The organism is Streptomyces zaehneri, from assembly GCF_032248645.1.
Taxonomy (GTDB): domain Bacteria; phylum Actinomycetota; class Actinomycetes; order Streptomycetales; family Streptomycetaceae; genus Streptomyces; species Streptomyces coriariae.
Window position 1 is genome coordinate 82,027 of record NZ_JASTTJ010000007.1, and the last position, 21,241, is coordinate 103,267.

A 21,241-nucleotide genomic window follows, 5' to 3' on the forward strand; every position below is an offset into this window, starting at 1 on the left:
CATCTGCGCCATGAGCACCAACTCCCGTCTGCGCGCCTTCGGTTCCCGCGAGGTCGGTCCCGGCAGGCCCGTCTACATCTGCGGCGAGATCGGCATCAACCACAACGGCGAGCTCGAGAACGCCTTCAAGCTGATCGACGCGGCCGCCGAGGCCGGCTGCGACGCCGTGAAGTTCCAGAAGCGCACCCCCGAGATCTGCACCCCGCGCGACCAGTGGGACATCGAGCGCGACACCCCCTGGGGCCGGATGACCTACATCGACTACCGCCACCGCGTCGAGTTCGGCGAGGACGAGTACCGGCAGATCGACGAGTACTGCAAGGAGAAGGGCATCGCCTGGTTCGCGTCCCCGTGGGACACCGAGGCGGTCGCCTTCCTGGAGAAGTTCGACGTCCCCGCGCACAAGGTGGCGTCCGCCTCGCTGACGGACGACGAGCTGCTGCGCGCCCTGCGCTCCACCAACCGTGCCGTCATCCTCTCCACCGGCATGTCGACGCCGCGCCAGATCCGCCACGCGGTCGAGGTCCTCGGCAGCGACAACATCCTCATGTGCCACGCCACCTCGACCTACCCGGCGAAGGCCGAGGAGCTCAACCTCCGCGTGATCAACACGCTGGAGAAGGAGTACCCGAACGTCCCGATCGGCTACTCCGGCCACGAGACCGGCCTGCAGACCACCCTCGCCGCGGTCGCGCTCGGCGCCGCCTTCGTCGAGCGCCACATCACCCTCGACCGCGCGATGTGGGGCTCCGACCAGGCCGCCTCCGTCGAGCCGGGCGGCCTCACCCGCCTCGTCCGTGACATCCGCACCATCGAGGCCTCCCTCGGCGACGGCGTCAAGAAGGTCTACGACTCCGAGCTCGGCCCCATGAAGAAGCTGCGCCGCGTCTCGGGCGTCGTCGCGGAGGCGGAGATCGCGGCGGCGGCGGGCGAACCGGTCGCGGTGTGACCTGAATACCCCTCCGAGTGCCCTACGGGATGGTCGTCCGACGATGAGTCCTCGCGCCGGGAACAACACCGGCCACACCCCCCGCACCCTCGCCTTCGTCGAGAGTCCGGTGCAGCTCCTGAACGTCCTGGAGTGGGCGCACGCCCGGGAACTCCACCCGCGTGAGGAGCCCGGCGCGGGGCTGACCCTCGTCGTCCTGTCCCCGACCGACCCGATGACCCGCGGCCAGCTGCGCCGCATGGCCGAGCTGGCCCGCCGGGAAGGGCACACGGTCCGCTGGGAGGAGGCCCGCGGCGGCACCACGGCGCCCTTCCGCACCATCGGCGGCCTCACGCCGCTGCTGCGGCGCGCGGAACGGATGGTGATGGGCGACCCGTTCTCGCGCTACGTCCAGCTGCTGCTGACCATCACCAGGGCGAGCGAGCTGGTCGTGGTGGACGACGGGACGGCGACGATGGAGTTCGTGGGCCAGCTGGCCCGTGGCGAACGCCTCGTCCGCTGGCACCGCAAGGGCGGCCGCGCGGCCCCCCGCGACGTGCTCTTCGCCCCGGTGTCCGCCGCGGCCCGCCGCCGGCTGACCCCCGGCCCGGACCGCGGGGTCGAGGTCTTCTCCTCCATGCCGATGAAGGACGCGCCCGACGGCGTCACGATCACGTCCAACGTCTTCGCCTGGACCCGCGACCGCTTCGGCCCGCCGCGGGTGACGAAGAGCGCGGACATGGTCGGCACCTCGCTGGTGGAGACCGGCGTGGTGGACGCCGACCGCTATGTGGAGGCGGTCCGGACGCTGGCCGGGGCCCACGGCGCGACCCGCTACTTCGCCCATCGCCGGGAGAGCACGGAGAAACTCCACCGGCTCGCCGTCGAGACGGGACTGGAGGTGGTCCGCCCGGACCTCCCGCTGGAACTGATCGCCCGCCGCGGCCCCATCGGCCGGACCGTCCTCAGCTTCCCCTCCACGGTCGTCCACACCCTGCCGCTGGCCCTGTCCGGCACGGACGTGCGGGTCGCGGTCTGCGACATCGACCCGGCCTGGCTGACGGACCACGCCTCGCCCAGAGCCCAGGGGTTCCTGTCCGGGGTGACGGGCACGGCCAAGGACGTCCACCGGCTGGCAGCGGTGAGCGTGGTCTGAGGCGGGGCCGGGAACCAGGCCGCCCGCGAGCCACCCGGCAACCAGGCCGCCTACGAGCCACCCGGCAACCAGGCCGCCTGCGAGCCACCCGGCAACCAGGCCGCCCGCGAGCCGCCCGGCAACCAGGCCGCCTGCGAGCCACCCGGCAACCAGGCCGCCTGCGAGCCACCCGGCAACCAGGCCGCCTACGAGCCGCCGCCCCGTACGGGCGGCGGCTCCACCTCTGCCGCCCCTTCCTCCTCCCAACGGCCGAACCCGTCGAAGAAGCTTTCCTCGCGTTCGGCGCGCGCCCCGTCACGCCACCGGGTGACCGCCCACAGGACGACCACGAGCACACAGGCCGCGAGGGCCGCCAACGCCGGCCCGGCCAGTGTCAGCGCCACCACGCCCCGCGCCAGGATCCCGGGTATCCGGTCCTCGCCGCACCCGCACGTCATCGTCTCCATGAGGTCAGCGTGCCCGGCCGGCCCCGCGTCGTCGCCCAGCGTGGCGCGATCGCCGCACGGAGGTGATGATTCCGGGATCGGTCCCGGTAAGTGGACAAACCCAGCGTGCCTCGAGTGGTCCGTGCAATCGTGAAAGGAAGGAAGAAGTGTGGGTGCCGACCGAAAGCCGGCAAGTTTACCCATCCACCACAGCAGCCATGCGCCGCGCGGCCAACTTTTCTTCGCCTAACGGGTTGAAATTTTGTTGATCGGGTCAGTTGACCGCCCCGGCGTCCTACCCTTCAGAGGGTGAAGCAACTGATGTCCCGAGAGTCCGAGGCCGATCCGTCAGGGGAAGACGTGCTCCCCGGCGCACTTCCGGGTGCGCTGCCCGGCGCCCTTCCCGGCACCTTGCCGGAGGCGCTGCGCGCAGAGCTCGTGGCCTTCCGCCGCGACATGCACATGCACCCCGAGCTCGGCAACCAGGAGTTCCGTACGACGGCCGCGATCAAGGCCCGCCTAGAGAAGGCGGGGCTCAAGCCGCGCGTACTCGCCGTAGGGACCGGCCTCATCTGTGACATCGGGACCGTGGGCGGAGGGGGCGTGGCGGGCGCCGGGGCCGACGGGGTGCCCGTCCTCGCGATGCGCGCCGACATCGACGCGCTGCCCATCCCGGACACGAAGACCGAGTGCGCGTACCGCTCCACGGTGCCGGACCGCGCGCACGCCTGCGGGCACGACGTGCACACCACCGTCGTCCTCGGCGCCGGACTCGTCCTCGCCGAACTGCACCGGCAGGGCCGGCTCCCGCGGCCCGTGCGGCTGATCTTCCAGCCCGCCGAGGAGGTGCTGCCCGGCGGTGCCGCCGACGCCATCGAGGGCGGGGCGCTGGACGGCGTAGGGCGGATCATCGCCGTGCACTGCGACCCGCGGGTCGACGCGGGCAGGGTCGGGCTGCGCGAGGGTGCCATCACCTCCGCCTGCGACCGGCTGGAGATCTCGCTGGACGGGCCCGGCGGCCACACCGCCCGCCCGCACCTCACCACCGACCTCGTGACCGCCGTCGCGCGGGTCGTCACCGACGTGCCCGCGCTGGTCGGCCGTCGCGTCGACACCCGGGCCGGGCTGGCCGTCACCTGGGGCCGGATCGAGAGCGGCCACGCGCCGAACGTGATCCCGCAGCACGCGGAGCTCTCCGGGACCGTCCGCTGCCTGGACATCGAGGCGTGGCGGCAGGCCCCGGACATCGTCGTCGCGGCGATCGACGAGGTCGCCAACCTGCACCGGGCCAAGTCGGAGATCAACTACGTGCGGGGTGTCCCGCCCGTCGTCAACGACGGCGAGGTCGCCGGGCTGCTGCGGGACGCCATGGTCGCCCGGCGCGGCGAGAGCGCCGTGGAGAGCACCGAACAGAGCCTCGGCGGCGAGGACTTCTCCTGGTACCTCGAGCGGGTGCCCGGCGCGATGGCCCGGCTCGGGGTCCGCCCGCCCGGCGAGCGCACGGTGCGCGATCTGCACCAGGGCGACTTCGACGCGGACGAGTCGGCGATCACCGTAGGCGTGGAGCTCTTCACGGCGGCCGCGCTGCTCGACGCGGCGACCCGCGCTCACTGAGGGAATCCCGGCGAGGGAAGCCGGCGAGGGAACCTGGACGAAGGGGTGCCGGAAAGGCGCCCCTTCGTCCCCTTGTGTCACCGACCCGTAACCCCGGGGACGCTCTTGTAACCCCGCGTCGGCACGAATCGATAACGGCCCGGAGAAACCCCGTTCCCCTCCGCTTCTACGCGCGTTACTGTGCGCCGGAATCGCCACCGGGAAAGGCTTGTTGGGGAGCCCCTCCTGAACGGCGCCACCAAGGGGAAGCGGGCCGGTCACGGCGCCGTGGGGATGAAGGGGTGCTTGCTATGCGTTCGATATCTCGGAGGACGAGATTCTCCCGGGCCGCGGTGACCGTCGCGGTCGTCGCGCTCGCCGCCGCCGGCTGCGGGAAGTCCAGCACCGACTCCAAGTCGAGCGACTCGGAATCCAGCAGCGGCGGCTACTCGGGCAAGGGCATCGGCCTCGCGTACGACATCGGCGGCAAGGGCGACCAGTCCTTCAACGACGCCGCCTACGCCGGTTTCCAGAAGGCCGAGAAGGAATTCAAGATCGGCGGCCAGGACATCGAGCCGCAGGACGGCGAGTCCGACGCGGACAAGGTGCAGCGCCTGACCCAGCTCGCCCAGGCCGGCTACAACCCGGTGATCGGCGTCGGCTTCGCCTACGCGCCGGCCGTCAAGGAGGTCGCCGCCAAGTTCCCGAAGATCACCTTCGGGATCATCGACGACGAGCAGATCCAGGCGAAGAACGTCGCCGACATGGTCTTCCACGAGGAGCAGGCCTCGTACCTGGCCGGCGTCGCCGCCGCCAAGGCCAGCAAGAAGGCGCACATCGGCTTCATCGGCGGCGTGGACATCCCGCTGATCCACAAGTTCGAGGCCGGTTACGTCCAGGGCGCCAAGTCGGTCGACCCGAACATCAAGGTCGAGTCGCAGTACCTGACCGAGACCGCCCAGGAGGGCGGCTTCTCCAGCCCCGACAAGGGCAAGGACGCGGCGAGCGGTCAGATCGAGGCGGGCGCCGACGTCATCTACCACGCGGCCGGTCTCTCCGGTCAGGGTGTGATCACCGAGGCCGCGGCCAAGAAGGTCTGGGCCATCGGCGTCGACTCCGACCAGTACAGCCAGAGCGCGCTGGCGGCCTACAAGGACTACATCCTCGGCTCGGCGCTGAAGAACGTCGGCGGCGCCGTCTACGACCTCGTGAAGTCCGTCCACGCGGGCAAGCCGCTGTCCGGCGTGGTCCGCGGCAGCCTCTCCAACGACGGTGTCGGATTCGCCGACACCAACCCGAAGTACAAGGCGATGACGGACGTCGTCGCGGCCGTCGACAAGGCCAAGCAGGACATCATCGACGGCAAGATCACGGTAAACACCAAGTAACGGCCCGAAACCCGTTCCGACCGGCTCCGGCTACGCCCTTCCGAGCGTCCTTGCAGCCCATACGCCCCTTGCCTCCCGCAAGGGGCGTACTGCTGTCCGTAACCTTGACCGCAACTGTGGCCACAGGTCGGTAACGGACCGGACAGAAGGGTTTTTCCGTCTGGTCTACGCGCGTTACGCTGCGGCGGAACCAGCGCCTGGTTTGGGCGCTTGCACAAAGGAGTCAAGTTCCATGCGCCGGGTGTCCCGAATCGCGGTTGCGGGTGTTGCCACCGCAGCTCTCGCCGTGACCGTTTCCGCTTGCGGAAGCTCCTCCACGTCGTCCTCCTCCTCCAACAGCAGCGACAAGAACCTGGGCCTCGCGCTCGCGTACGACGTCGGCGGCAAGGGCGACCAGTCCTTCAACGACGCCGCCACGGCCGGCCTGGACAAGGCCGACAAGGAGTTCGGCTACAAGTCCACCGCGGTCGAGCCGCAGGACGGCGAGTCCGACGCGGACAAGGTGCAGCGCCTGGAGAGCCTTGCCAAGCAGGGCTACAACCCGGTGATCGGCGTCGGCTTCGCCTACGCGCCGGCCGTCAAGGAGGTCGCGGCCAAGTACCCGAAGACCACCTTCGGCATCGTCGACGACGAGCAGATCAAGGCCGACAACGTCGCCGACCTCGTCTTCCACGAGGAGCAGGCCTCCTACCTCGCCGGTGTCGCCGCCGCCAAGGCCACCAAGACCAACACCGTCGGTTTCGTCGGTGGCGTGGACGTCCCGCTGATCCACAAGTTCGAGGCCGGCTTCAAGCAGGGCGTCCAGGACACCAAGAAGGGCGTCACGGTCAAGTCGCAGTACCTGACCGAGACCGCCGCCGAGGGCGGCTTCTCCAGCCCCGACAAGGGTGAGAGCGCCGCCGAGGGCCAGATCGACGCCGGTGCGGACGTCGTCTACGCCGCCGCCGGTCTGTCCGGTCAGGGTGTCATCAAGGCCGCCAACGCCCACAAGGTCTGGGCCATCGGCGTCGACTCCGACCAGTACAAGCAGGACGCGCTGAAGGCGTACAAGGACTCGATCCTCACCTCGGCGATGAAGAACGTCGAGGGCGCGGTCTACACGCTGGCCAAGTCCGTCAAGGACGGCAAGCCTGCGACCGGTGTCGTCCGCGGCAGCCTCGAGAACGGCGGCGTGAGCGTGTCGGACTCCAACCCGGCCTTCGCGAGCAACACCGCGATCCAGGACGCGATCAAGAAGGCCGAAGAGGGCATCAAGAACGGCACCATCACGGTGAAGACCTCCTGACCTTCTGTCAGAGGCCTTGGCCAATGGAGCGCTGTAATGGCAGCGTTACGGCCACGGAACCGGGCGCGGGAAGGATGTCCTCCCCGCGCCCCGTTCGCGCGGCAGAATGCTCGGAACGGATCGAGACCTGATCGGGATGCCGCATGGCGGCTATCAAGATCATTCAGGATCGACCTGATCCGGGCACTATTTAAAGCAGGGGCGCTACGCGCGTAGAGCGGCCCCTTTCCCAAGGAGAGTGCGCCATCGACGCGTCCAGCAGCCCTCCGCTCACCGCACAGTCGACGATCGCGGTAGAGCTGGCGGGGATCACCAAGCGCTTCCCCGGTGTCGTCGCCAACCACGACATCCACCTCGCCGTCCGCAAAGGCACCGTGCACGCCCTCGTCGGCGAGAACGGCGCCGGCAAGTCGACCCTGATGAAGATCCTCTACGGCATGCAGAAGCCGGACGAGGGCACCATCGCGATCGGCGGCGAGCAGGTGAGCTTCTCCAGCCCCGCCGACGCCATCGCACGCGGCATCGGCATGGTCCACCAGCACTTCATGCTGGCCGACAACCTGACCGTCCTGGAGAACGTGGTGCTGGGCAGCGAGAAGCTGTACGGCATCGGTGGCAACGCCCGTAAGAAGATCAAGGAGATCTCCGACCGCTACGGACTCGGCGTGCGCCCCGACTCCCTGGTCGAGGACCTCGGTGTCGCCGACCGCCAGCGCGTGGAGATCCTCAAGGTCCTCTTCCGCGGCGCCAAGACCCTCATCCTCGACGAGCCGACCGCCGTGCTCGTCCCGCAGGAGGTCGACGCGCTCTTCGACAACCTGCGCGAGCTGAAGTCCGAGGGCCTGTCCGTCATCTTCATCTCCCACAAGCTGGGCGAGGTGCTGTCCGTCGCCGACGAGATCACGGTCATCCGGCGCGGTACGACCGTCGGCACGGCCGTCCCCGCCGAGACGACCCCGCGCCAGCTCGCCGAGATGATGGTCGGCAGCGAGCTGCCCACCCCGGAGACCGCCGAGTCCACGGTCACCGACAAGCCCGTCATCCAGGTCGCCAACCTCACCGTGTACGCCAGCGGCGGCGCCTCCCTGGGCGTCGAGGCGGAACCCACGACCGGCGGGGCCAGCGGCATGATCTCGCCCGAGGTCGCTCTCGGCGGCGAGGTCAAGAAGGCCCTCGACGACGTCAGCTTCACCATCCACGCCGGTGAGGTCATGGGCATCGCCGGCGTCGAGGGCAACGGCCAGACCGAGCTGATCGACGCGCTGATCGGCACCAAGAACGCCGACTCCGGCACCATCTCCTTCCTCGGCGAGGACATCACCCCCTGGAACACGCGCAAGCGGCGCGAGTCCGGCGTCGGCTACATCCCCGAGGACCGCCACCGTCAGGGCCTGCTCCTGGAGGCGCCCCTCTGGGAGAACCGCATCCTCGGCCATGTCACCGAGACGCCCAACGCCAAGGGCTTCTGGCTGAACATCAAGGGCGCCCAGGCCGACACCCGCCGGATCGTCGAGGAGTTCGACGTCCGCACCCCCGGCATCGACGTCACCGCCGCCTCGCTCTCCGGCGGCAACCAGCAGAAGCTGATCGTCGGCCGCGAGATGAGCCACAACCCGAAGTTCCTGATCGCCGCCCACCCCACCCGGGGTGTGGACGTCGGCGCCCAGGCCCAGATCTGGGACCGCATCCGCGAGGCCCGCCGCGAGGGCCTGGCCGTGCTGCTGATCTCCGCCGACCTCGACGAGCTCATCGGCCTGTCGGACACCCTGCGCGTGATCTACAACGGCACGCTGGTCGCGGACGCCGACCCCGCCACCATCACCCCGGAGGAGCTCGGCTCCGCCATGACCGGCGCCGCGTCCGGTCACCTGGAACACGTGGACGAAGAACGCGCGGACGACGCGGAAACCACCGAGGAAGCTGCCGGTCCGGAGGACGAGGCCCGATGAAGAAGTTCGACAAGGAGCGCGTGCTCCTCGCGGTGGCCGGCCCGGTCATCGCGCTCGTCGCGGCGATCCTGCTGACCTCGGTCGTGCTGATCGCCTCGGGCAAGAGCCCGATCGAGCCCTACACGCTCATGCTGGAGCAGGCCGGCTACTCCGACGTCCAGGTCCTGATCGTCAACCAGGCCTCGATGTACTACGTCGCCGCCCTCGCGGTCGCCATCGGCTTCCGCATGAACCTGTTCAACATCGGCGTCGACGGCCAGTACCGCCTCGCCGCGATGATGACCGCCGTGGTCGGCGCGAACATCGCCCTGCCGTCCTTCCTCCAGATCCCGCTGCTGCTCCTGGTCGGCGTCCTCACCGGCGCCTTCTGGGCCGGCATCGCGGGCGTCCTGAAGGTCACCCGCGGGGTCAGCGAGGTCGTCGCGACGATCATGCTGAACGCGATCGCCACCAGCGTCATCGGCTACCTCACCCTCGACAACATCTGGGGCGTGCAGGTCGGCAACAACAACACCACCGGCGTCATGAAGGACTCCGGCTGGGTCCCCGGCATCGACCTCGGCGCGGACGTCGGCGAGATCTACGGCCTGGTCTTCCTCGCCATCGCGCTCGGCATCGTCTACTGGGTCGTCCTCAACCGCACCCGCTTCGGCTTCGACCTGCGCGCCACCGGCGAGTCCGAGACGGCCGCCGCGGCCTCCGGCGTCGACGCCAAGAAGATGGTCCTGACCGCCATGCTCATCTCCGGCGGCATCGCGGGCCTCTCCGGCCTGCCCCTGCTGCTCGGCGACGCCCACACCTACAGCCTGAGCTTCCCCACGGGCCTCGGCTTCACCGGCATCACCATCGCCCTGCTCGGCCGCAACAACCCGGTCGGCATCGCCTTCGCCGCGCTCCTGATCGCCTTCCTCGACAAGGCGTCTCCCGCCCTCGACTACGCGACCCCGGTGGCGTACGAGAAGGAGATCGCCACGATCATGCAGGGCCTCATCGTCTTCGCGGTCGTCATCTCGTACGAGGCCGTACGCCAGTGGGGTCTGCGCCGTCAGCAGAAGCGCGTCGGCGCCGAGCTCGCCGCCGCCGCCCAGAACACCAAGAAGGAGGTGACGGTCTGATGAGCACCACGACCATCGCCAAGCCGCAGGCGAAGCAGCCCGGCAAGGGCGGCCGCAAGATCTCGCTCCCGGTCCTCCTGCTGATCATCGCGGGCGTTCTGGTGCTGACCTCCGTCGTCCGCCTCATCACCGGCGCGGACGGCATCACCTCCACCGGACAGATGTCCACGGCGCTGCGCCTCGCCGTCCCGATCGGCCTCGCCGGTCTCGGCGGTCTGTGGGCCGAACGCGCGGGCGTCGTCAACATCGGCCTCGAGGGCATGATGATCCTCGGCACCTGGTTCGGCGCCTGGGCCGGCTACCAGTGGGGTCCGTGGACGGGCGTCGCCTTCGGCATCATCGGCGGCGCGCTCGGCGCCGTCCTGCACGCCATCGCGACCGTCACCTTCAACGTGAACCACATCGTCTCGGGTGTGGCCATCAACATCCTGGCCCTCGGCACCACCCGTTACCTGTCGAAGTTCACCTTCGAGAACGCCGACGGCGGCTCCGCCAAGCAGTCCCCGCCGATCGACTCGCTGGGCACCTTCGACGTACCCGGCCTGTCGAGCTGGCTGGACACGCTCAACGAGAAGCACTGGTTCCTGATCTCGGACGTCGCCGGCCTGGTCGGCGGTCTGATCACCGACCTGTCGCCGCTCACCGTCGTCGCCGTCGCCCTCGTCCCGGTCACCTGGTGGGTGCTGTGGCGGACGGCCTTCGGTCTGCGGCTGCGGTCCTGCGGCGAGAACCCGGTGGCCGCCGAGTCCCTCGGCGTCAACGTCTACAAGTACAAGTACATCGCCGTGATCATCAGCGGTGGCTTCGCCGGCCTCGGCGGCGCGTTCCTGTCCATCGTGGCCTCGAACGTCTACCTCGACGGCCAGACCGCCGGCCGCGGCTACATCGGCCTCGCGGCGATGATCTTCGGCAACTGGATGCCGGGCGGCCTCGCCCTCGGCGCGGGCCTGTTCGGCTACACCGACAGCCTCAACCTGCGCGGCGGCACCACCAACGTGCACGCGCTGATCCTGCTGCTCGCGATCGTGCTCGTGTTCGGCGCGGCCTACCTGGCGTGGCAGAAGAAGTACGTCCCCGCCGTCGTCACCGCGCTGGTCTCGGCCCTGATGTTCGTCTGGTACCTCGGCACGGACGAGGTCCCGCGCCAGGTCGTGACGGCCGCGCCGTACGTCGTCACCCTGCTGGTGCTCTCGCTCTCCGCCCAGTCCCTCAGGATGCCCAAGGCGGACGGCATGCCGTACCGGAAGGGGCAGGGCAAGTGACCCCGCCCGCCGCCGCGGTCGACTGGGAGAAGCTGCGCACGGTGGCCCGGGACGCCATGTCCCGGGCGTACGCCCCGTACTCCGGCTACCCGGTCGGCGTGGCGGCCTTCGTCGACGACGGCCGGATCGTGTCGGGCTGCAACGTCGAGAACGCCTCCTACGGGATCGGCCTGTGCGCGGAGTGCGGGCTGGTCTCGGAGCTCCAGAACACCGGAGGCGGCCGGCTCACGCACTTCACCTGCGTGGACGGCCGTGGCGAGATCCTCGTCCCGTGCGGCCGCTGCCGTCAGCTCCTCTACGAGTTCGGCGGCCCGGAGCTGCTGCTGGAGACGCCGGCCGGGATCCTGCCGCTGGCCGAGATGCTCCCGCAGGCCTTCGGCCCGGGTCACCTCACCAAGTAAGTCCCGCTCGGCCCCTCTGACCGGCGCAGAGGGGCCGCGCGGTTTCTGCAACGTCTTGCCGCACCACCGTGCACCCGCACTACGGTGCACCACCGGAAGGAAAGCCATGACGCAGTTGTCGATGGATGCGGTCTCCGTGATCCGCACCAAGCGGGACCGCGGCGAGCTCAGCGACGAGCAGATCGACTGGGTCATCGACGCGTACACCGGCGGCGAGGTCGCCGACTACCAGATGGCCGCCCTCAACATGGCCATACTGCTCAACGGCATGAACCGCCGCGAGATCGCCCGCTGGACGGCCGCGATGATCGCTTCCGGTGAGCGCATGGACTTCTCCGCGCTGTCCCGCCCGACGGCCGACAAGCACTCCACGGGCGGCGTCGGCGACAAGATCACGCTCCCGCTGGCCCCGCTGGTGGCGGCGTGCGGCGCGGCGGTCCCGCAGCTCTCCGGCCGGGGGCTCGGCCACACCGGCGGCACCCTGGACAAGCTGGAGTCGATCCCGGGCTGGCGCGCGCTGCTGTCGAACGAGGAGATGCTGCACGTCCTGGACACGACCGGCGCGGTGATCTGCGCGGCGGGCGACGGCCTGGCCCCGGCCGACAAGAAGCTGTACGCGCTGCGGGACGTCACGGGCACGGTGGAGGCGATTCCGCTGATCGCCTCGTCGATCATGTCGAAGAAGATCGCGGAGGGCACCGGCTCCCTGGTCCTCGACGTGAAGGTCGGCACCGGCGCCTTCATGAAGACCATCGAGGACGCGCGTGAGCTGGCCTCCACGATGGTCGGCCTGGGCACCGACCACGGCGTGAAGACGGTCGCGCTGCTGACGGACATGTCCACTCCTCTCGGTCTCACGGCGGGCAACGCCCTCGAGGTCCGCGAGTCGGTCGAGGTGCTGGCCGGCGGCGGCCCGGCGGACGTGGTGGAACTGACGATCGCGCTCGCCCGCGAGATGCTCGACGCGGCCGGCGTGAAGGACGCGGACCCGGCGAAGGCGCTGGCAGACGGCTCGGCGATGGACGTCTGGCGCCGCATGATCGCGGCCCAGGGCGGCGACCCGGACGCCCCGCTTCCCACGGCGAGGGAACAGCACGTGGTGACGGCGGGCGCCTCGGGCGTCCTGACCCGCCTCGACGCCTACGACATCGGCATCGCCGCCTGGCGCCTCGGCGCGGGCCGGGCCCGCAAGGAGGACCCGGTGCAGGCGGGCGCGGGCGTCGAACTCCACGCCAAGCCCGGCGACACGGTCACGGCGGGCCAGCCCCTGCTGACCCTGCACACGGACACCCCGGAGCGCTTCGCGTACGCACTCGAGGCGGTGACGGGCTCGTACGACATCGGTGCGGCAGGCACCGGCTTCACCGCGTCCCCCGTGGTGCTGGAGCGCATCGCCTGAGCGGATCGCCCGGCGGAGGTTCGCCGCCTTCGATGAGTTGGGCGCCCCGCGCCGGTCTACCGATCGTGGAATCGACGACACCGCCCGTGTTCACCCTGACAGGCCCCGTCACCCGCCCCCGGGTGACCGGGCTCGTCGACGACGTGCGGGCGCTGATGGAGGCCACCGGCGCCGGCGTGGTCGTCTGTGACGTCGCCGGGATCGGGCCGCCGGGGCTCACCGCCGTCGACCTGCTGGCGCGGCTCCGGCTGGCCGCCCGGCGGGCCGGGGGACACCTGCGACTGCGCGACCCCGATCCGGCCCTACGCGCCCTGCTCGACCTCGTCGGTCTCCGCTTCGAGGTGGAGGGGGAGGTCGAAGAGCGGGAACCAGCGCTGGGTGTCGAGGTAGAAGTGGAACCCGGTGAGGCGGCCGTCTGAGATCTCCAGGACCTGGATCGCCCACGGGGTGAATCCGCCCTTGTCGGGGTCCGGCTTGTACTGGGCGAAGCCCGGCAGGCCGTTGACCCGGACCGGCAGCAGGCGCGAGCCCTCGCACGCGGAGCCGAGCGTGGTCATGAAGCCGGTGATGTCGTCGTGGCCGGTCAGCCACAGGTCGAACGGCGGCATCGTCATGATGGCGTCCTCGTGGAGGAGGGCCGTCAGCGCCGTCATGTCATAGCCCTCGAAGGCCGCCACATAGCGGTCGAGCAGTTTGCGCTGCTCCTCGTCCAACGGGTCGGACACCGCCGCGTCCGCGCCGGCGGTCTCCCGCTCGGACAGGGTCGCGCGCGCCCGCTGGAGCGCGCTGTTGACCGAGGCGACCGAGGTGTCGAGCAGCTCGGCGACCTCACTCGCCTTCCACGCCAGCACCTCCCGCAGGATCAGCACCGCCCGCTGTTTCGGCGGCAGCTGTTGCAGCGCGGCCATGAACGCGAGGCGCACCGACTCCTTGGCGACCGCCGCCTCGGCCGGGTCCTCCACGGTCGGCAGCACACGGGCGTCCGGCATCGGCTCCAGCCAGGTGTTGTCGGGGCGGGGCGAGAGCGCCGCCCGGGCGAGCGGGGTGGACTCGGAGAGGTCCATCGGCCGGGCCCGCTTGTTGCCGGCCGTCAGCATGTCCAGACAGACGTTCGTCGCGATCCGGTACAGCCACGAGCGCAGACTGGAGCGGCCCTCGAACTTCGCGTAACTCCGCCAGGCGCGGACCATGGTGTCCTGCACCGCGTCCTCGGCCTCGAAGGAGGAGCCGAGCATGCGGTAGCAGTAGCCGGTCAGTTCCGTCCGGTGCTTCTCCAGTGCGACGTCGATGTCGGTCGTCGTCGCCGTGCTGTCGCCCATCGTCCACCCACCCCTGTGGCCGTTCCGTCACGCGTCTTCGCGCCCAGCACCTCGGAAGCTACCGCAGCCCACTGACAATGGCCCGCCGAGTCGACAAAGGCCCGGTCGGAAGGCGTGTGGGCACGTGCAAGGCACCTGGAAGGCGCTCTCGGACCAGCTGCTTCACGGACATCAGCAGGTGCCGACGGACCTCGGGCGCGTCCGCCGCGCCGAGCGGCGCCCGCCGGCGCGTCCCCAGCAGTTCCACCCGGTCGTCGCGCGGAGGCTGTGCGCCACCACTGGCAACCGGCCCAGGGCAGGGGAGGACCGCGGGACGGCCGCGGGACGATCAGTGGGCGGGGACCAGCGTCTCCCGGCGGGCCGCCCGGGTCCCGAACACCGTGATCGTCACGACGCCGAGCACCGCCAGGACGCCCACGCAGACCGTGCCGGCCCAGCCGCCCGAGTGGAAGGCCAGCGCGCCGACCGTGGAACCGGCGCTGGAGCCGACGTAGTACGCGGACTGGTAGAGGGCGGAGGCCTGGGCACGGCCGGTCGTCGCCGTCTTGCTGACCGCCGAGGAGGCCACCGCGTGCCCCGCGAAGAAGCCCGCCGTGATCAGGACCAGGCCGAGCAGGACCACGGCCAGCGAGTCCGCCAGCGACAGCAGCAGTCCGGTGGCCGTGGTGCCGCCCGCCAGGTACAGCGCGCCGCGCCGGCCGAGGCGGCCGACCAGCCGTCCCGCCGTCGACGCCGACACCGTGCCCACCAGGTACACCAGGAAGATCGAGCCGACGATGCCCTGGGGGAGGGAGAACGGCGCCTCGGTCAGCCGGTAGCCGATCACCGTGTACACGCCGCCGAAGACGGTCATGAACAGCGCGCCGATCGCGTACAGGCGGCACAGCAGCGGGTTGGCGAGGTGCTCACGGACCGTGCCGATCAGGACGCGCGGCGCCAGGGAACCCGCCTTGAAGTGCCGGGGCGCCGGCAGCAGCAGCCGGAAGGCGATCGCACAGGCCACCGCGAGGGCGCCGATCACCCCGACGGCCACCCGCCAGCCCCACTCCTGCGCGACCCAGCCGGTGATGACCCGGCCGCTCATCCCGCCGACGCTGTTGCCCGCCACGAACAGGCCGATCGCCGTGACGAGCGCCTTCGGCCTGACCTCCTCGGCGAGATACGCGGTCGCCGACGCCGGGAGACCGGCCAGCGCCGCGCCCTGCACCGCCCGCAGCACGACCAGCGTGCCCAGCGAGGGCGCGAACGGGACGAGCATGCCCACGCCGACCGCGACGCCCAGCGAGGCCGTCATGACCGTACGGCGCCCGTAGCGCTCCGACAGGGCGCTCATCGGGAGTACGAACAGCGCCAGTCCGCCGGTCGCCGCCGCGACCGTCCAGCTCGCCTGGCTCGCCGCCCCCCCGAAGTCGGTGGAGATCAGCGGCAGGAGCGCCTGCGTGGAGTACAGCAGGGCGAAGGTGGCCACACCGGCGAGGAAGAGCGCGAAGCTCATCCGGCGGTAGCCGGGGCCGCCGGGGGCCAGACGGGAGTCGGCGGCGAGGGAGGTGGGGGGAGTGGAGGAGGCGGAAGCGGAGGACGCGGCGCCCACGATCGTGGACGCCCCGGTACTGGCGGGAGACATGCCTCGAAGTTACGTACACCCCGGCTCATCCGTCCAATGCATGGAATCGCCATAATCGTTCCCATGGTGCATCAGCAGAGGTCAGCGGCTCGCCTGTCACCGTCCGGTGACACAGAAGACATGGCGGCGGACACGGCGGACATGGTGAGGACGCTCGCCCCCCGGCTCGCGTACTTCGCCGGGGTCGCCCGTACCGAGCACGTCACGCGTGCCGCGCAGGAGATGCAGGTCCCGCAGTCGACGCTCTCCCGGGCCATGGTCCGCCTCGAACAGGACCTGGGCGTCGACCTGTTCGCCCGGCACGGCCGCACGGTCTCCCTCACCCCAGCCGGGCGCACCTTCCTCGCCTCCGTCGAGCGGGCCCTCGGCGAGATCGAGCGGGGCGCCGACGAGGTCCGGGCGGACGCCGACGCGGCCACCGGCAAGGTCGCCTTCGGCTTCCTGCACACCATGGGCGCGGAGACCGTCCCCGGACTGATCCACGCCTTCCGCGCCGATCACCCGCGCGTCCGCTTCAGCCTGGTCCAGAACTACGGCGAGGCGATGCTCGAACGGCTGCGGGCGGGGGAGCTGGACCTCTGTCTGACCTCCCCCGTCCCGGACGCCCCCGACCTGGTGGCCCGCCGCCTCGACGAGCAGAAGCTGCGCCTGGTCGTCCCCGCCGACCACCGCCTCGCCGCCCGCCGAAGGGTCCGCCTCGCCGAGGCCGCCGACGAGACCTTCGTGACCCTGGAACCGGGCTACGGCCTGCGCCGGATCACCGACGACCTCTGCAAGGAGGCCGGTTTCCGGCCCCGGATCGCCTTCGAGGGCGAGGAGGCGGAGACCCTGCGCGGACTGGTGGCGGCGGGGCTGGGGGTGGCGCTGCTGCCACCGCCGGCCGTGGCCCGCCCGGGAGTGGTGGAGCTGACGGTCACGGCCCCGAGGGCCGCCCGCGAGATCGGCGTGGCCTGGCTGGACGGACATCCGGACACCCCGCCCGTGGCGGCCTTCAAGAAGTTCCTGCTGTCGAGGAGGGGCAACCTGCTGCCGGACTGAGGGCCGCGCCTCAGGGGCGGCCCGGGCGCCGTAACGAGCTGCCGAACCCCACGGCCAACGGCATCCGCAGACCCAGCGGCGGCGGGGCGGCGAGCGCGTCCTCCACCGGCCGGGAGAGTGCCCGGCCGAACAGTGCGCCCATGACGAAGTCCTCGGCCAGCGCGAGGACTTCACCGCGGTACTGGTGCAGCCCGTGGCCGTCGGAGTGCACCTCGAACCGGCACACGTCCCGGTTCGCCTTCTTCGCCCGTGCCGCGAGCCGGAACGACAGCTCGGGGTCGCAGCGCTCGTCGTTCGTGCCGTGCACGATCAGCACCCGCCGCCCGGCCAGCTGCTTCACCGGTTCGGGTGGAGCGGCCATGTCCTCCTCCGGCAGCCAGGGAGCGATCGCCAGCACGGAGTTGACGGCCTCGTGGCCGCCCGACCGCAGCGCGGCCCGCGCGCCCATGCCGACGCCGGCCAGGCACACGGGGACGTCTCCGTAACGCCGTACGGCCTCGTCGGCCGCCCAGGCCGCGTCGGCCGCGAGATGCGCCTCGCTGCCGTTCCAGCCGCGGTAGCGGTAGTGCACGGCGTGCACGGCGAGGCCCTCCTCGCGTCCCGCCCGGGCCAGCCTGCGCCCCAGCCCCCGCACGGAGGCGGCCGCCCACACGGCGGACGGCCTCCGGCTGGACACCTCCTCGCCGCCCGGGAGCAGCAGCACCACCCCGCTCACCGCCGTCGGCGCGGGGCCGAGCGCCTTCCCCAGCCGGACCGTCCGAACCGGCGTCACATCCTGTGCCATGACAGAACAGTGTCAGAAGCGCCGTTGTACTCCACCTGTCCGGGCGGTCACCGTTGCGTATCGGCGGAGTTGTACAGCGCGCCGTCTACGCGCGTAGGAGTTAGAGTGCGGAAATGACGAGCCAGAGCACCCAGGCGGGCATGACCCCGAGCTCGGACCAGATCCGGCGGGCACCCAAGGTTCTGCTGCACGACCATCTCGACGGCGGGCTGCGTCCCGGCACGATCGTCGACCTCGCCCGGGACGCCGTCCCCCACAGCCCTAACGGCGTGGGAGGTGCCCCCATCGCCCAACTCCCCGAGACCGACGCCGACAAGCTCGGCATCTGGTTCCGTGAGGCCGCCGACTCCGGTTCGCTGGAACGGTACCTGGAGACCTTCTCGCACACCGTCGGCGTGATGCAGACCCGCGACGCGCTCGTCCGGGTCGCCCGCGAGTGCGCCGAGGACCTCGCCGAGGACGGTGTCGTCTACGCCGAGGTGCGCTACGCGCCGGAACAGCACCTCGACGGCGGACTGACCCTCGAAGAGGTCGTCGAGGCCGTCAACGAGGGCTTCCGGGAAGGTGAGCGCACGGCCCGGCGAAACGGCCACCGCATCCGCGTCGGCGCGCTGCTCACCGCCATGCGGCACGCGGCCCGCTCCCTGGAGATCGCCGAACTCGCCAACCGCTACCGGGACCTCGGGGTCGTGGGCTTCGACATCGCGGGCGCGGAGGCGGGCTTCCCGCCCACCCGGCACCTCGACGCCTTCGAGTACCTGAAGCGCGAGAACAACCACTTCACCATCCACGCCGGCGAGGCCTTCGGGCTGCCGTCGATCTGGCAGGCCCTCCAGTGGTGCGGCGCCGACCGGCTCGGCCACGGGGTGCGCATCATCGACGACATCGAGATCGCCGCCGACGGCAGTGTGAAGCTCGGCCGGCTCGCCTCCTACGTCCGCGACAAGCGCATCCCGCTGGAGCTGTGCCCCAGTTCCAACCTCCAGACCGGAGCGGCCGCCTCCTACGCCGAACACCCCATCGGCCTGCTGCGCCGGCTGCACTTCCGGGCCACCGTCAACACGGACAACCGTCTGATGTCCGGCACCAGCATGAGCCGGGAATTCGAGCACCTTGTCGAGGCGTTCGGCTACACGCTCGACGATCTCCAGTGGTTCTCCGTCAATGCTATGAAGTCAGCATTCATTCCTTTCGATGAACGACTTGCCATGATCAGTGACGTGATCAAGCCCGGATATTCCGAGTTGAAGTCCGAATGGCTGTTCCAGCAGACCGCCTCCACCAGCGGTTCTGCGGGTACGGAAGGCTGAGTAGCGGTTTCCGGGTGAACGGAATGCGGGCGGGTGTTCACCATCCGTCCGCATTTCGATGTTTGCCGCCGACCCCTCTCCGTGTTTACGGTCGAGAACCGGTCAGTTCCCCGTATCCCATTCGAGGACGCATTCATCATGAAGCAGTCTGCTGCCAAGACCCTCGGTGTCGCCGCTCTCGGTGCCGCCTTCGCCGCCGTCGGTGCGGGCGCCGCGAACGCCGCCCCCGCCGTGCCGGACGCCACGCAGGCCCTGGACGGTGTCACCAGGACGCTTCCGGCGGAGAACCTGACCTCGGCGCTGCCCGCGGCCGGTGAGGTGCTGACGCAGGCCCAGCCGGCGCTCGGCGCGGGTCTGACCGCCGCGCAGCCGGTCGCCGGGAAGCTGCTCGCCGAGGGGCCCACCGCGCCCGTCGCCGGTCTGCTCGGCGGTCTGCCGCTCAAGGGCCTGCCGACGCACGGCCTGCCGGTGAACGGCATCCCGCTGGGCTGAACGGCACCGCCCGGCACGCACGACACGCCGTCGGGGCGCACCCGGAAACACCGGACGCGCCCCGACGGCGTTGCTGTGGACGGCCGTCACCAGGCCGTGTGCGCCGCCTTGTCCTCCGACGGCAGCAGGACCCACAGCGCTATGTAGAGCAGGAACTGCGGGCCGGGCAGCAGACAGGAGAGCACGAAGATCACGCGCATCGTGGTCGCGGAGGTGCCGAAGCGCCGGGCCAGCGCGGCGCACACTCCGCCGATCATGCGGCCGTTGGTGGGGCGAGCGAGGCTGGACATCTGCGGCTCCTTCGCGAGCGATGGGGGCCCCACCCGCTCGAGCGAAGTCGCGAGGGGGGCGGAGGCGGCCCTTGCGGCCCCTCCATCTGTCTTCCACGCTACGGTGACGAAGGGGACGAAGCGTCGCTCTACGGTGCGACCCCGACCCTGGGAATCCTCGGGGTAAGACCCTGAGCGGCCTCCTCCTGACGGATCGCGGCCCGCCCCCGGCGCTCGTCCCTGCGACGCAGCCACGCGCGCGCCGCAGGCACCACCGCGACATGCGCCAGCGCCACGCCCAGGGTGTTCAGCAGCATCGAGTCGACGTCCACGACCTGACCGGGCACCCCGGTCTGCAACAGCTCGATGCCCAGCGACAGCAGGGCGCCCGCCGTGACCGTACGGATCAGGGAGGCGAGCGGCGAGACCCTGAGCCTGCCGTGCACCAGCGGCAGCAGAAAGCCCAGCGGGGCCAGCAGCCCCAGCCCCTCGCCGATCCGCCGGGCCGCCTCGGGCCAGCCCAGTCTCAGGTCGGCCCGGATCCCGTCGAACGGATGGAGGTTGGCCGGTACCACCCAGGGGACGTTCAGCGGGCGCAGCGCGACCCAGGCGACGAACACGAGATGGGCGGCCAGGAGGAGAATCCCGGTCGCGCGGATGCGGATCGCGGCGCTGCCGCCGATGGAGCCTTGACGCTGCACGCCCCCCAAGACGCGACCCCCGGCACGATCGGTTCCGGCTCGTCCCGCGCCACCGGCACGAGTCACCCGCCCGGCCCGGCCGCCACGGCCTCCCGGTAGAGGGTGACCTGCGACGACCACGGCCACCGGGCGCCCCGTGAGGCGTCCGCCACACCGGCCGGACGACCGGTGCGGGTCAGCCGCTGCCGGTGACCGCCGAGGACGGGGGCTCCGTGCTGCCGGGGCGGGAGCGGACCTCGTCGGTGCACTCGTAGCGGCGCAGCGGGTCGGAGCCGGGGCCGCCCAGCACCACCTTGCCGTCGCCCTCGGCCGCCGCCGAGTCGGAGAACGTGCAGACGAGCTGGGCGAGGGCGTACGAGGTCAGGTCGCCGGGCGGGGTGCTCAGCCGCAGCGCGTCGTCGGGGTCCTTCGCACGGGGCCCGCCGACCTTCATGCCGCCGCGCACGTCCGTCGTGTACCCGGCCTCCTTCTCGCCCGCCGACGGCGACTCGGCGAGCTGGTCGAGCAGGCCCTGTGCCACCAGCACCCGCCGCTCGAAGTCCGCCGCGCCGTCCGGCACCCGCACGGACCGGTCGACGGTCACCAGCGACGAACCGCACAGCAGGAACACCTGCACCGGCACGCCCGCCCGTGCGGACTGTGACGTCACGTCCGGCTCGGTGAGCGAGCAGCGCGCCCGGGAGGGGGCGGGCCCGAAGTCGGTCGGCACCTCGGTCGCCCGGATCCCGCAGCCGGCGAGCAGACCGGCCAGGCCGGCCAGCACGGGCACGGCGAGCAGCCGTCGTACCGTCGCACGGCGCATG

The 21,241-nt window shown here is 71.0% G+C and carries 21 protein-coding genes; 14 read left to right on the top strand and 7 right to left on the bottom strand.

What is annotated here, in order from left to right:
* Positions 1–10 precede the first annotated feature (10 nt).
* Together QQM72_RS13830 and QQM72_RS13835 are read left to right on the top strand one after the other, a co-directional pair.
* Entirely contained in the window at positions 11–949 is a 939-nt protein-coding gene (locus QQM72_RS13830; protein ID WP_057603054.1) for an N-acetylneuraminate synthase family protein, read from the top strand.
* 43 nt (positions 950–992) lie between these two features.
* On the top strand, positions 993–2,084 hold the full coding sequence (locus tag QQM72_RS13835) for a hypothetical protein (RefSeq protein ID WP_314221164.1): 1,092 nt from the start codon (positions 993–995) through the stop codon (positions 2,082–2,084).
* Positions 2,085–2,269: 185 nt separating this feature from the next.
* Here the strand turns inward: QQM72_RS13835 and QQM72_RS13840 are convergent, their stop codons facing one another.
* On the bottom strand, positions 2,270–2,530 hold the full coding sequence (locus QQM72_RS13840; RefSeq protein ID WP_314221165.1) for a hypothetical protein: 261 nt from the start codon (positions 2,528–2,530) through the stop codon (positions 2,270–2,272).
* Between the two features lie 300 nt (positions 2,531–2,830).
* Between QQM72_RS13840 and QQM72_RS13845 the strand changes: the two genes are divergently transcribed.
* From QQM72_RS13845 to QQM72_RS13885, 9 genes are all read left to right on the top strand, one after another.
* Positions 2,831–4,123, top strand: a complete 1,293-nt coding sequence (locus tag QQM72_RS13845) for an amidohydrolase (protein WP_314221393.1) — start codon at positions 2,831–2,833, stop codon at positions 4,121–4,123.
* A gap of 290 nt (positions 4,124–4,413) precedes the next feature.
* Entirely contained in the window at positions 4,414–5,490 is a 1,077-nt protein-coding gene (locus tag QQM72_RS13850; RefSeq protein ID WP_314221166.1) for a BMP family lipoprotein, read from the top strand.
* Positions 5,491–5,722: 232 nt separating this feature from the next.
* Positions 5,723–6,775: a BMP family lipoprotein gene (locus QQM72_RS13855; protein ID WP_314221167.1), complete on the top strand. Its 1,053-nt coding sequence runs from the start codon at positions 5,723–5,725 to the stop codon at positions 6,773–6,775.
* 245 nt (positions 6,776–7,020) lie between these two features.
* A complete protein-coding gene (locus QQM72_RS13860) occupies positions 7,021–8,724 on the top strand; it encodes an ATP-binding cassette domain-containing protein (protein WP_399077281.1) in 1,704 nt (567 codons plus the stop codon).
* Positions 8,721–9,839 carry an ABC transporter permease gene (locus QQM72_RS13865; RefSeq protein WP_314221168.1) on the top strand — a complete coding sequence of 373 codons (1,119 nt, stop codon included), beginning with the start codon at positions 8,721–8,723 and terminating at the stop codon, positions 9,837–9,839. Before QQM72_RS13860 ends, QQM72_RS13865 begins: the two co-directional genes overlap by 4 nt.
* Positions 9,839–11,101, top strand: a complete 1,263-nt coding sequence (locus QQM72_RS13870) for an ABC transporter permease (protein WP_314221169.1) — start codon at positions 9,839–9,841, stop codon at positions 11,099–11,101. Before QQM72_RS13865 ends, QQM72_RS13870 begins: the two co-directional genes overlap by 1 nt.
* Positions 11,098–11,502 carry a cytidine deaminase gene (locus tag QQM72_RS13875; protein ID WP_314221170.1) on the top strand — a complete coding sequence of 135 codons (405 nt, stop codon included), beginning with the start codon at positions 11,098–11,100 and terminating at the stop codon, positions 11,500–11,502. The genes QQM72_RS13870 and QQM72_RS13875 overlap by 4 nt, the downstream gene beginning before the upstream one ends.
* A 115-nt stretch (positions 11,503–11,617) precedes the next feature.
* Entirely contained in the window at positions 11,618–12,901 is a 1,284-nt protein-coding gene (locus QQM72_RS13880; RefSeq protein ID WP_314221395.1) for a thymidine phosphorylase, read from the top strand.
* Positions 12,902–12,933: 32 nt separating this feature from the next.
* Positions 12,934–13,320 carry an STAS domain-containing protein gene (locus tag QQM72_RS13885; protein WP_314221171.1) on the top strand — a complete coding sequence of 129 codons (387 nt, stop codon included), beginning with the start codon at positions 12,934–12,936 and terminating at the stop codon, positions 13,318–13,320.
* Here QQM72_RS13885 and QQM72_RS13890 read toward each other — a convergent pair.
* Together QQM72_RS13890 and QQM72_RS13895 are read right to left on the bottom strand one after the other, a co-directional pair.
* The gene (locus QQM72_RS13890; RefSeq protein ID WP_314221172.1) at positions 13,204–14,220 is read right to left on the bottom strand and encodes a sigma-70 family RNA polymerase sigma factor; all 1,017 of its coding nucleotides are present in this window, start codon (positions 14,218–14,220) and stop codon (positions 13,204–13,206) included. The two genes, QQM72_RS13885 and QQM72_RS13890, sit on opposite strands and share 117 nt — an antisense overlap.
* A gap of 328 nt (positions 14,221–14,548) precedes the next feature.
* Entirely contained in the window at positions 14,549–15,844 is a 1,296-nt protein-coding gene (locus tag QQM72_RS13895) for an MFS transporter (RefSeq protein WP_314221173.1), read from the bottom strand.
* A 63-nt stretch (positions 15,845–15,907) separates the two neighbouring features.
* Between QQM72_RS13895 and QQM72_RS13900 the strand changes: the two genes are divergently transcribed.
* Positions 15,908–16,882 (top strand): LysR family transcriptional regulator, encoded by a 975-nt coding sequence (locus tag QQM72_RS13900; RefSeq protein WP_314221174.1) that lies wholly within the window; start codon positions 15,908–15,910, stop codon positions 16,880–16,882.
* A 10-nt stretch (positions 16,883–16,892) separates the two neighbouring features.
* Here QQM72_RS13900 and QQM72_RS13905 read toward each other — a convergent pair whose 3' ends face one another.
* Positions 16,893–17,666 (bottom strand): prolyl oligopeptidase family serine peptidase, encoded by a 774-nt coding sequence (locus QQM72_RS13905; protein ID WP_314221175.1) that lies wholly within the window; start codon positions 17,664–17,666, stop codon positions 16,893–16,895.
* 113 nt (positions 17,667–17,779) lie between these two features.
* On the opposite strand from QQM72_RS13905, the gene QQM72_RS13910 reads away from it, so the two are divergent.
* Together QQM72_RS13910 and QQM72_RS13915 are read left to right on the top strand one after the other, a co-directional pair.
* Complete coding sequence (locus QQM72_RS13910) at positions 17,780–18,976, top strand: adenosine deaminase (protein ID WP_314221176.1); 1,197 nt, start codon at positions 17,780–17,782, stop codon at positions 18,974–18,976.
* 138 nt (positions 18,977–19,114) lie between these two features.
* Positions 19,115–19,468 (top strand): ATP-binding protein, encoded by a 354-nt coding sequence (locus QQM72_RS13915; protein ID WP_314221177.1) that lies wholly within the window; start codon positions 19,115–19,117, stop codon positions 19,466–19,468.
* Between the two features lie 86 nt (positions 19,469–19,554).
* Here QQM72_RS13915 and QQM72_RS13920 read toward each other — a convergent pair whose 3' ends face one another.
* The 3 genes from QQM72_RS13920 to QQM72_RS13930 form a co-directional block, all read right to left on the bottom strand.
* Positions 19,555–19,758 carry a PspC domain-containing protein gene (locus QQM72_RS13920; RefSeq protein WP_314221178.1) on the bottom strand — a complete coding sequence of 68 codons (204 nt, stop codon included), beginning with the start codon at positions 19,756–19,758 and terminating at the stop codon, positions 19,555–19,557.
* Positions 19,759–19,886: 128 nt separating this feature from the next.
* Complete coding sequence (locus QQM72_RS13925) at positions 19,887–20,438, bottom strand: VanZ family protein (protein ID WP_314221179.1); 552 nt, start codon at positions 20,436–20,438, stop codon at positions 19,887–19,889.
* A 175-nt stretch (positions 20,439–20,613) separates the two neighbouring features.
* Positions 20,614–21,240, bottom strand: coding sequence for a hypothetical protein (locus tag QQM72_RS13930; protein WP_314221396.1), 627 nt, complete (start codon positions 21,238–21,240; stop codon positions 20,614–20,616).
* Position 21,241: the final 1 nt, after the last annotated feature.

Coding starts and splice junctions, on each gene's coding strand:
- QQM72_RS13830 (WP_057603054.1), top strand. CDS start 11: ATGAGCACCAACTCCCGTCTGCGCGCCTTCGGTTCCCGCGAGGTCGGT.
- QQM72_RS13835 (WP_314221164.1), top strand. CDS start 993: ATGAGTCCTCGCGCCGGGAACAACACCGGCCACACCCCCCGCACCCTC.
- QQM72_RS13840 (WP_314221165.1), bottom strand. CDS start 2,530: ATGGAGACGATGACGTGCGGGTGCGGCGAGGACCGGATACCCGGGATC.
- QQM72_RS13845 (WP_314221393.1), top strand. CDS start 2,831: ATGTCCCGAGAGTCCGAGGCCGATCCGTCAGGGGAAGACGTGCTCCCC.
- QQM72_RS13850 (WP_314221166.1), top strand. CDS start 4,414: ATGCGTTCGATATCTCGGAGGACGAGATTCTCCCGGGCCGCGGTGACC.
- QQM72_RS13855 (WP_314221167.1), top strand. CDS start 5,723: ATGCGCCGGGTGTCCCGAATCGCGGTTGCGGGTGTTGCCACCGCAGCT.
- QQM72_RS13865 (WP_314221168.1), top strand. CDS start 8,721: ATGAAGAAGTTCGACAAGGAGCGCGTGCTCCTCGCGGTGGCCGGCCCG.
- QQM72_RS13870 (WP_314221169.1), top strand. CDS start 9,839: ATGAGCACCACGACCATCGCCAAGCCGCAGGCGAAGCAGCCCGGCAAG.
- QQM72_RS13885 (WP_314221171.1), top strand. CDS start 12,934: ATGAGTTGGGCGCCCCGCGCCGGTCTACCGATCGTGGAATCGACGACA.
- QQM72_RS13890 (WP_314221172.1), bottom strand. CDS start 14,220: ATGGGCGACAGCACGGCGACGACGACCGACATCGACGTCGCACTGGAG.
- QQM72_RS13895 (WP_314221173.1), bottom strand. CDS start 15,844: ATGTCTCCCGCCAGTACCGGGGCGTCCACGATCGTGGGCGCCGCGTCC.
- QQM72_RS13900 (WP_314221174.1), top strand. CDS start 15,908: ATGGTGCATCAGCAGAGGTCAGCGGCTCGCCTGTCACCGTCCGGTGAC.
- QQM72_RS13905 (WP_314221175.1), bottom strand. CDS start 17,666: ATGGCACAGGATGTGACGCCGGTTCGGACGGTCCGGCTGGGGAAGGCG.
- QQM72_RS13910 (WP_314221176.1), top strand. CDS start 17,780: ATGACGAGCCAGAGCACCCAGGCGGGCATGACCCCGAGCTCGGACCAG.
- QQM72_RS13915 (WP_314221177.1), top strand. CDS start 19,115: ATGAAGCAGTCTGCTGCCAAGACCCTCGGTGTCGCCGCTCTCGGTGCC.
- QQM72_RS13920 (WP_314221178.1), bottom strand. CDS start 19,758: ATGTCCAGCCTCGCTCGCCCCACCAACGGCCGCATGATCGGCGGAGTG.
- QQM72_RS13930 (WP_314221396.1), bottom strand. CDS start 21,240: ATGCGCCGTGCGACGGTACGACGGCTGCTCGCCGTGCCCGTGCTGGCC.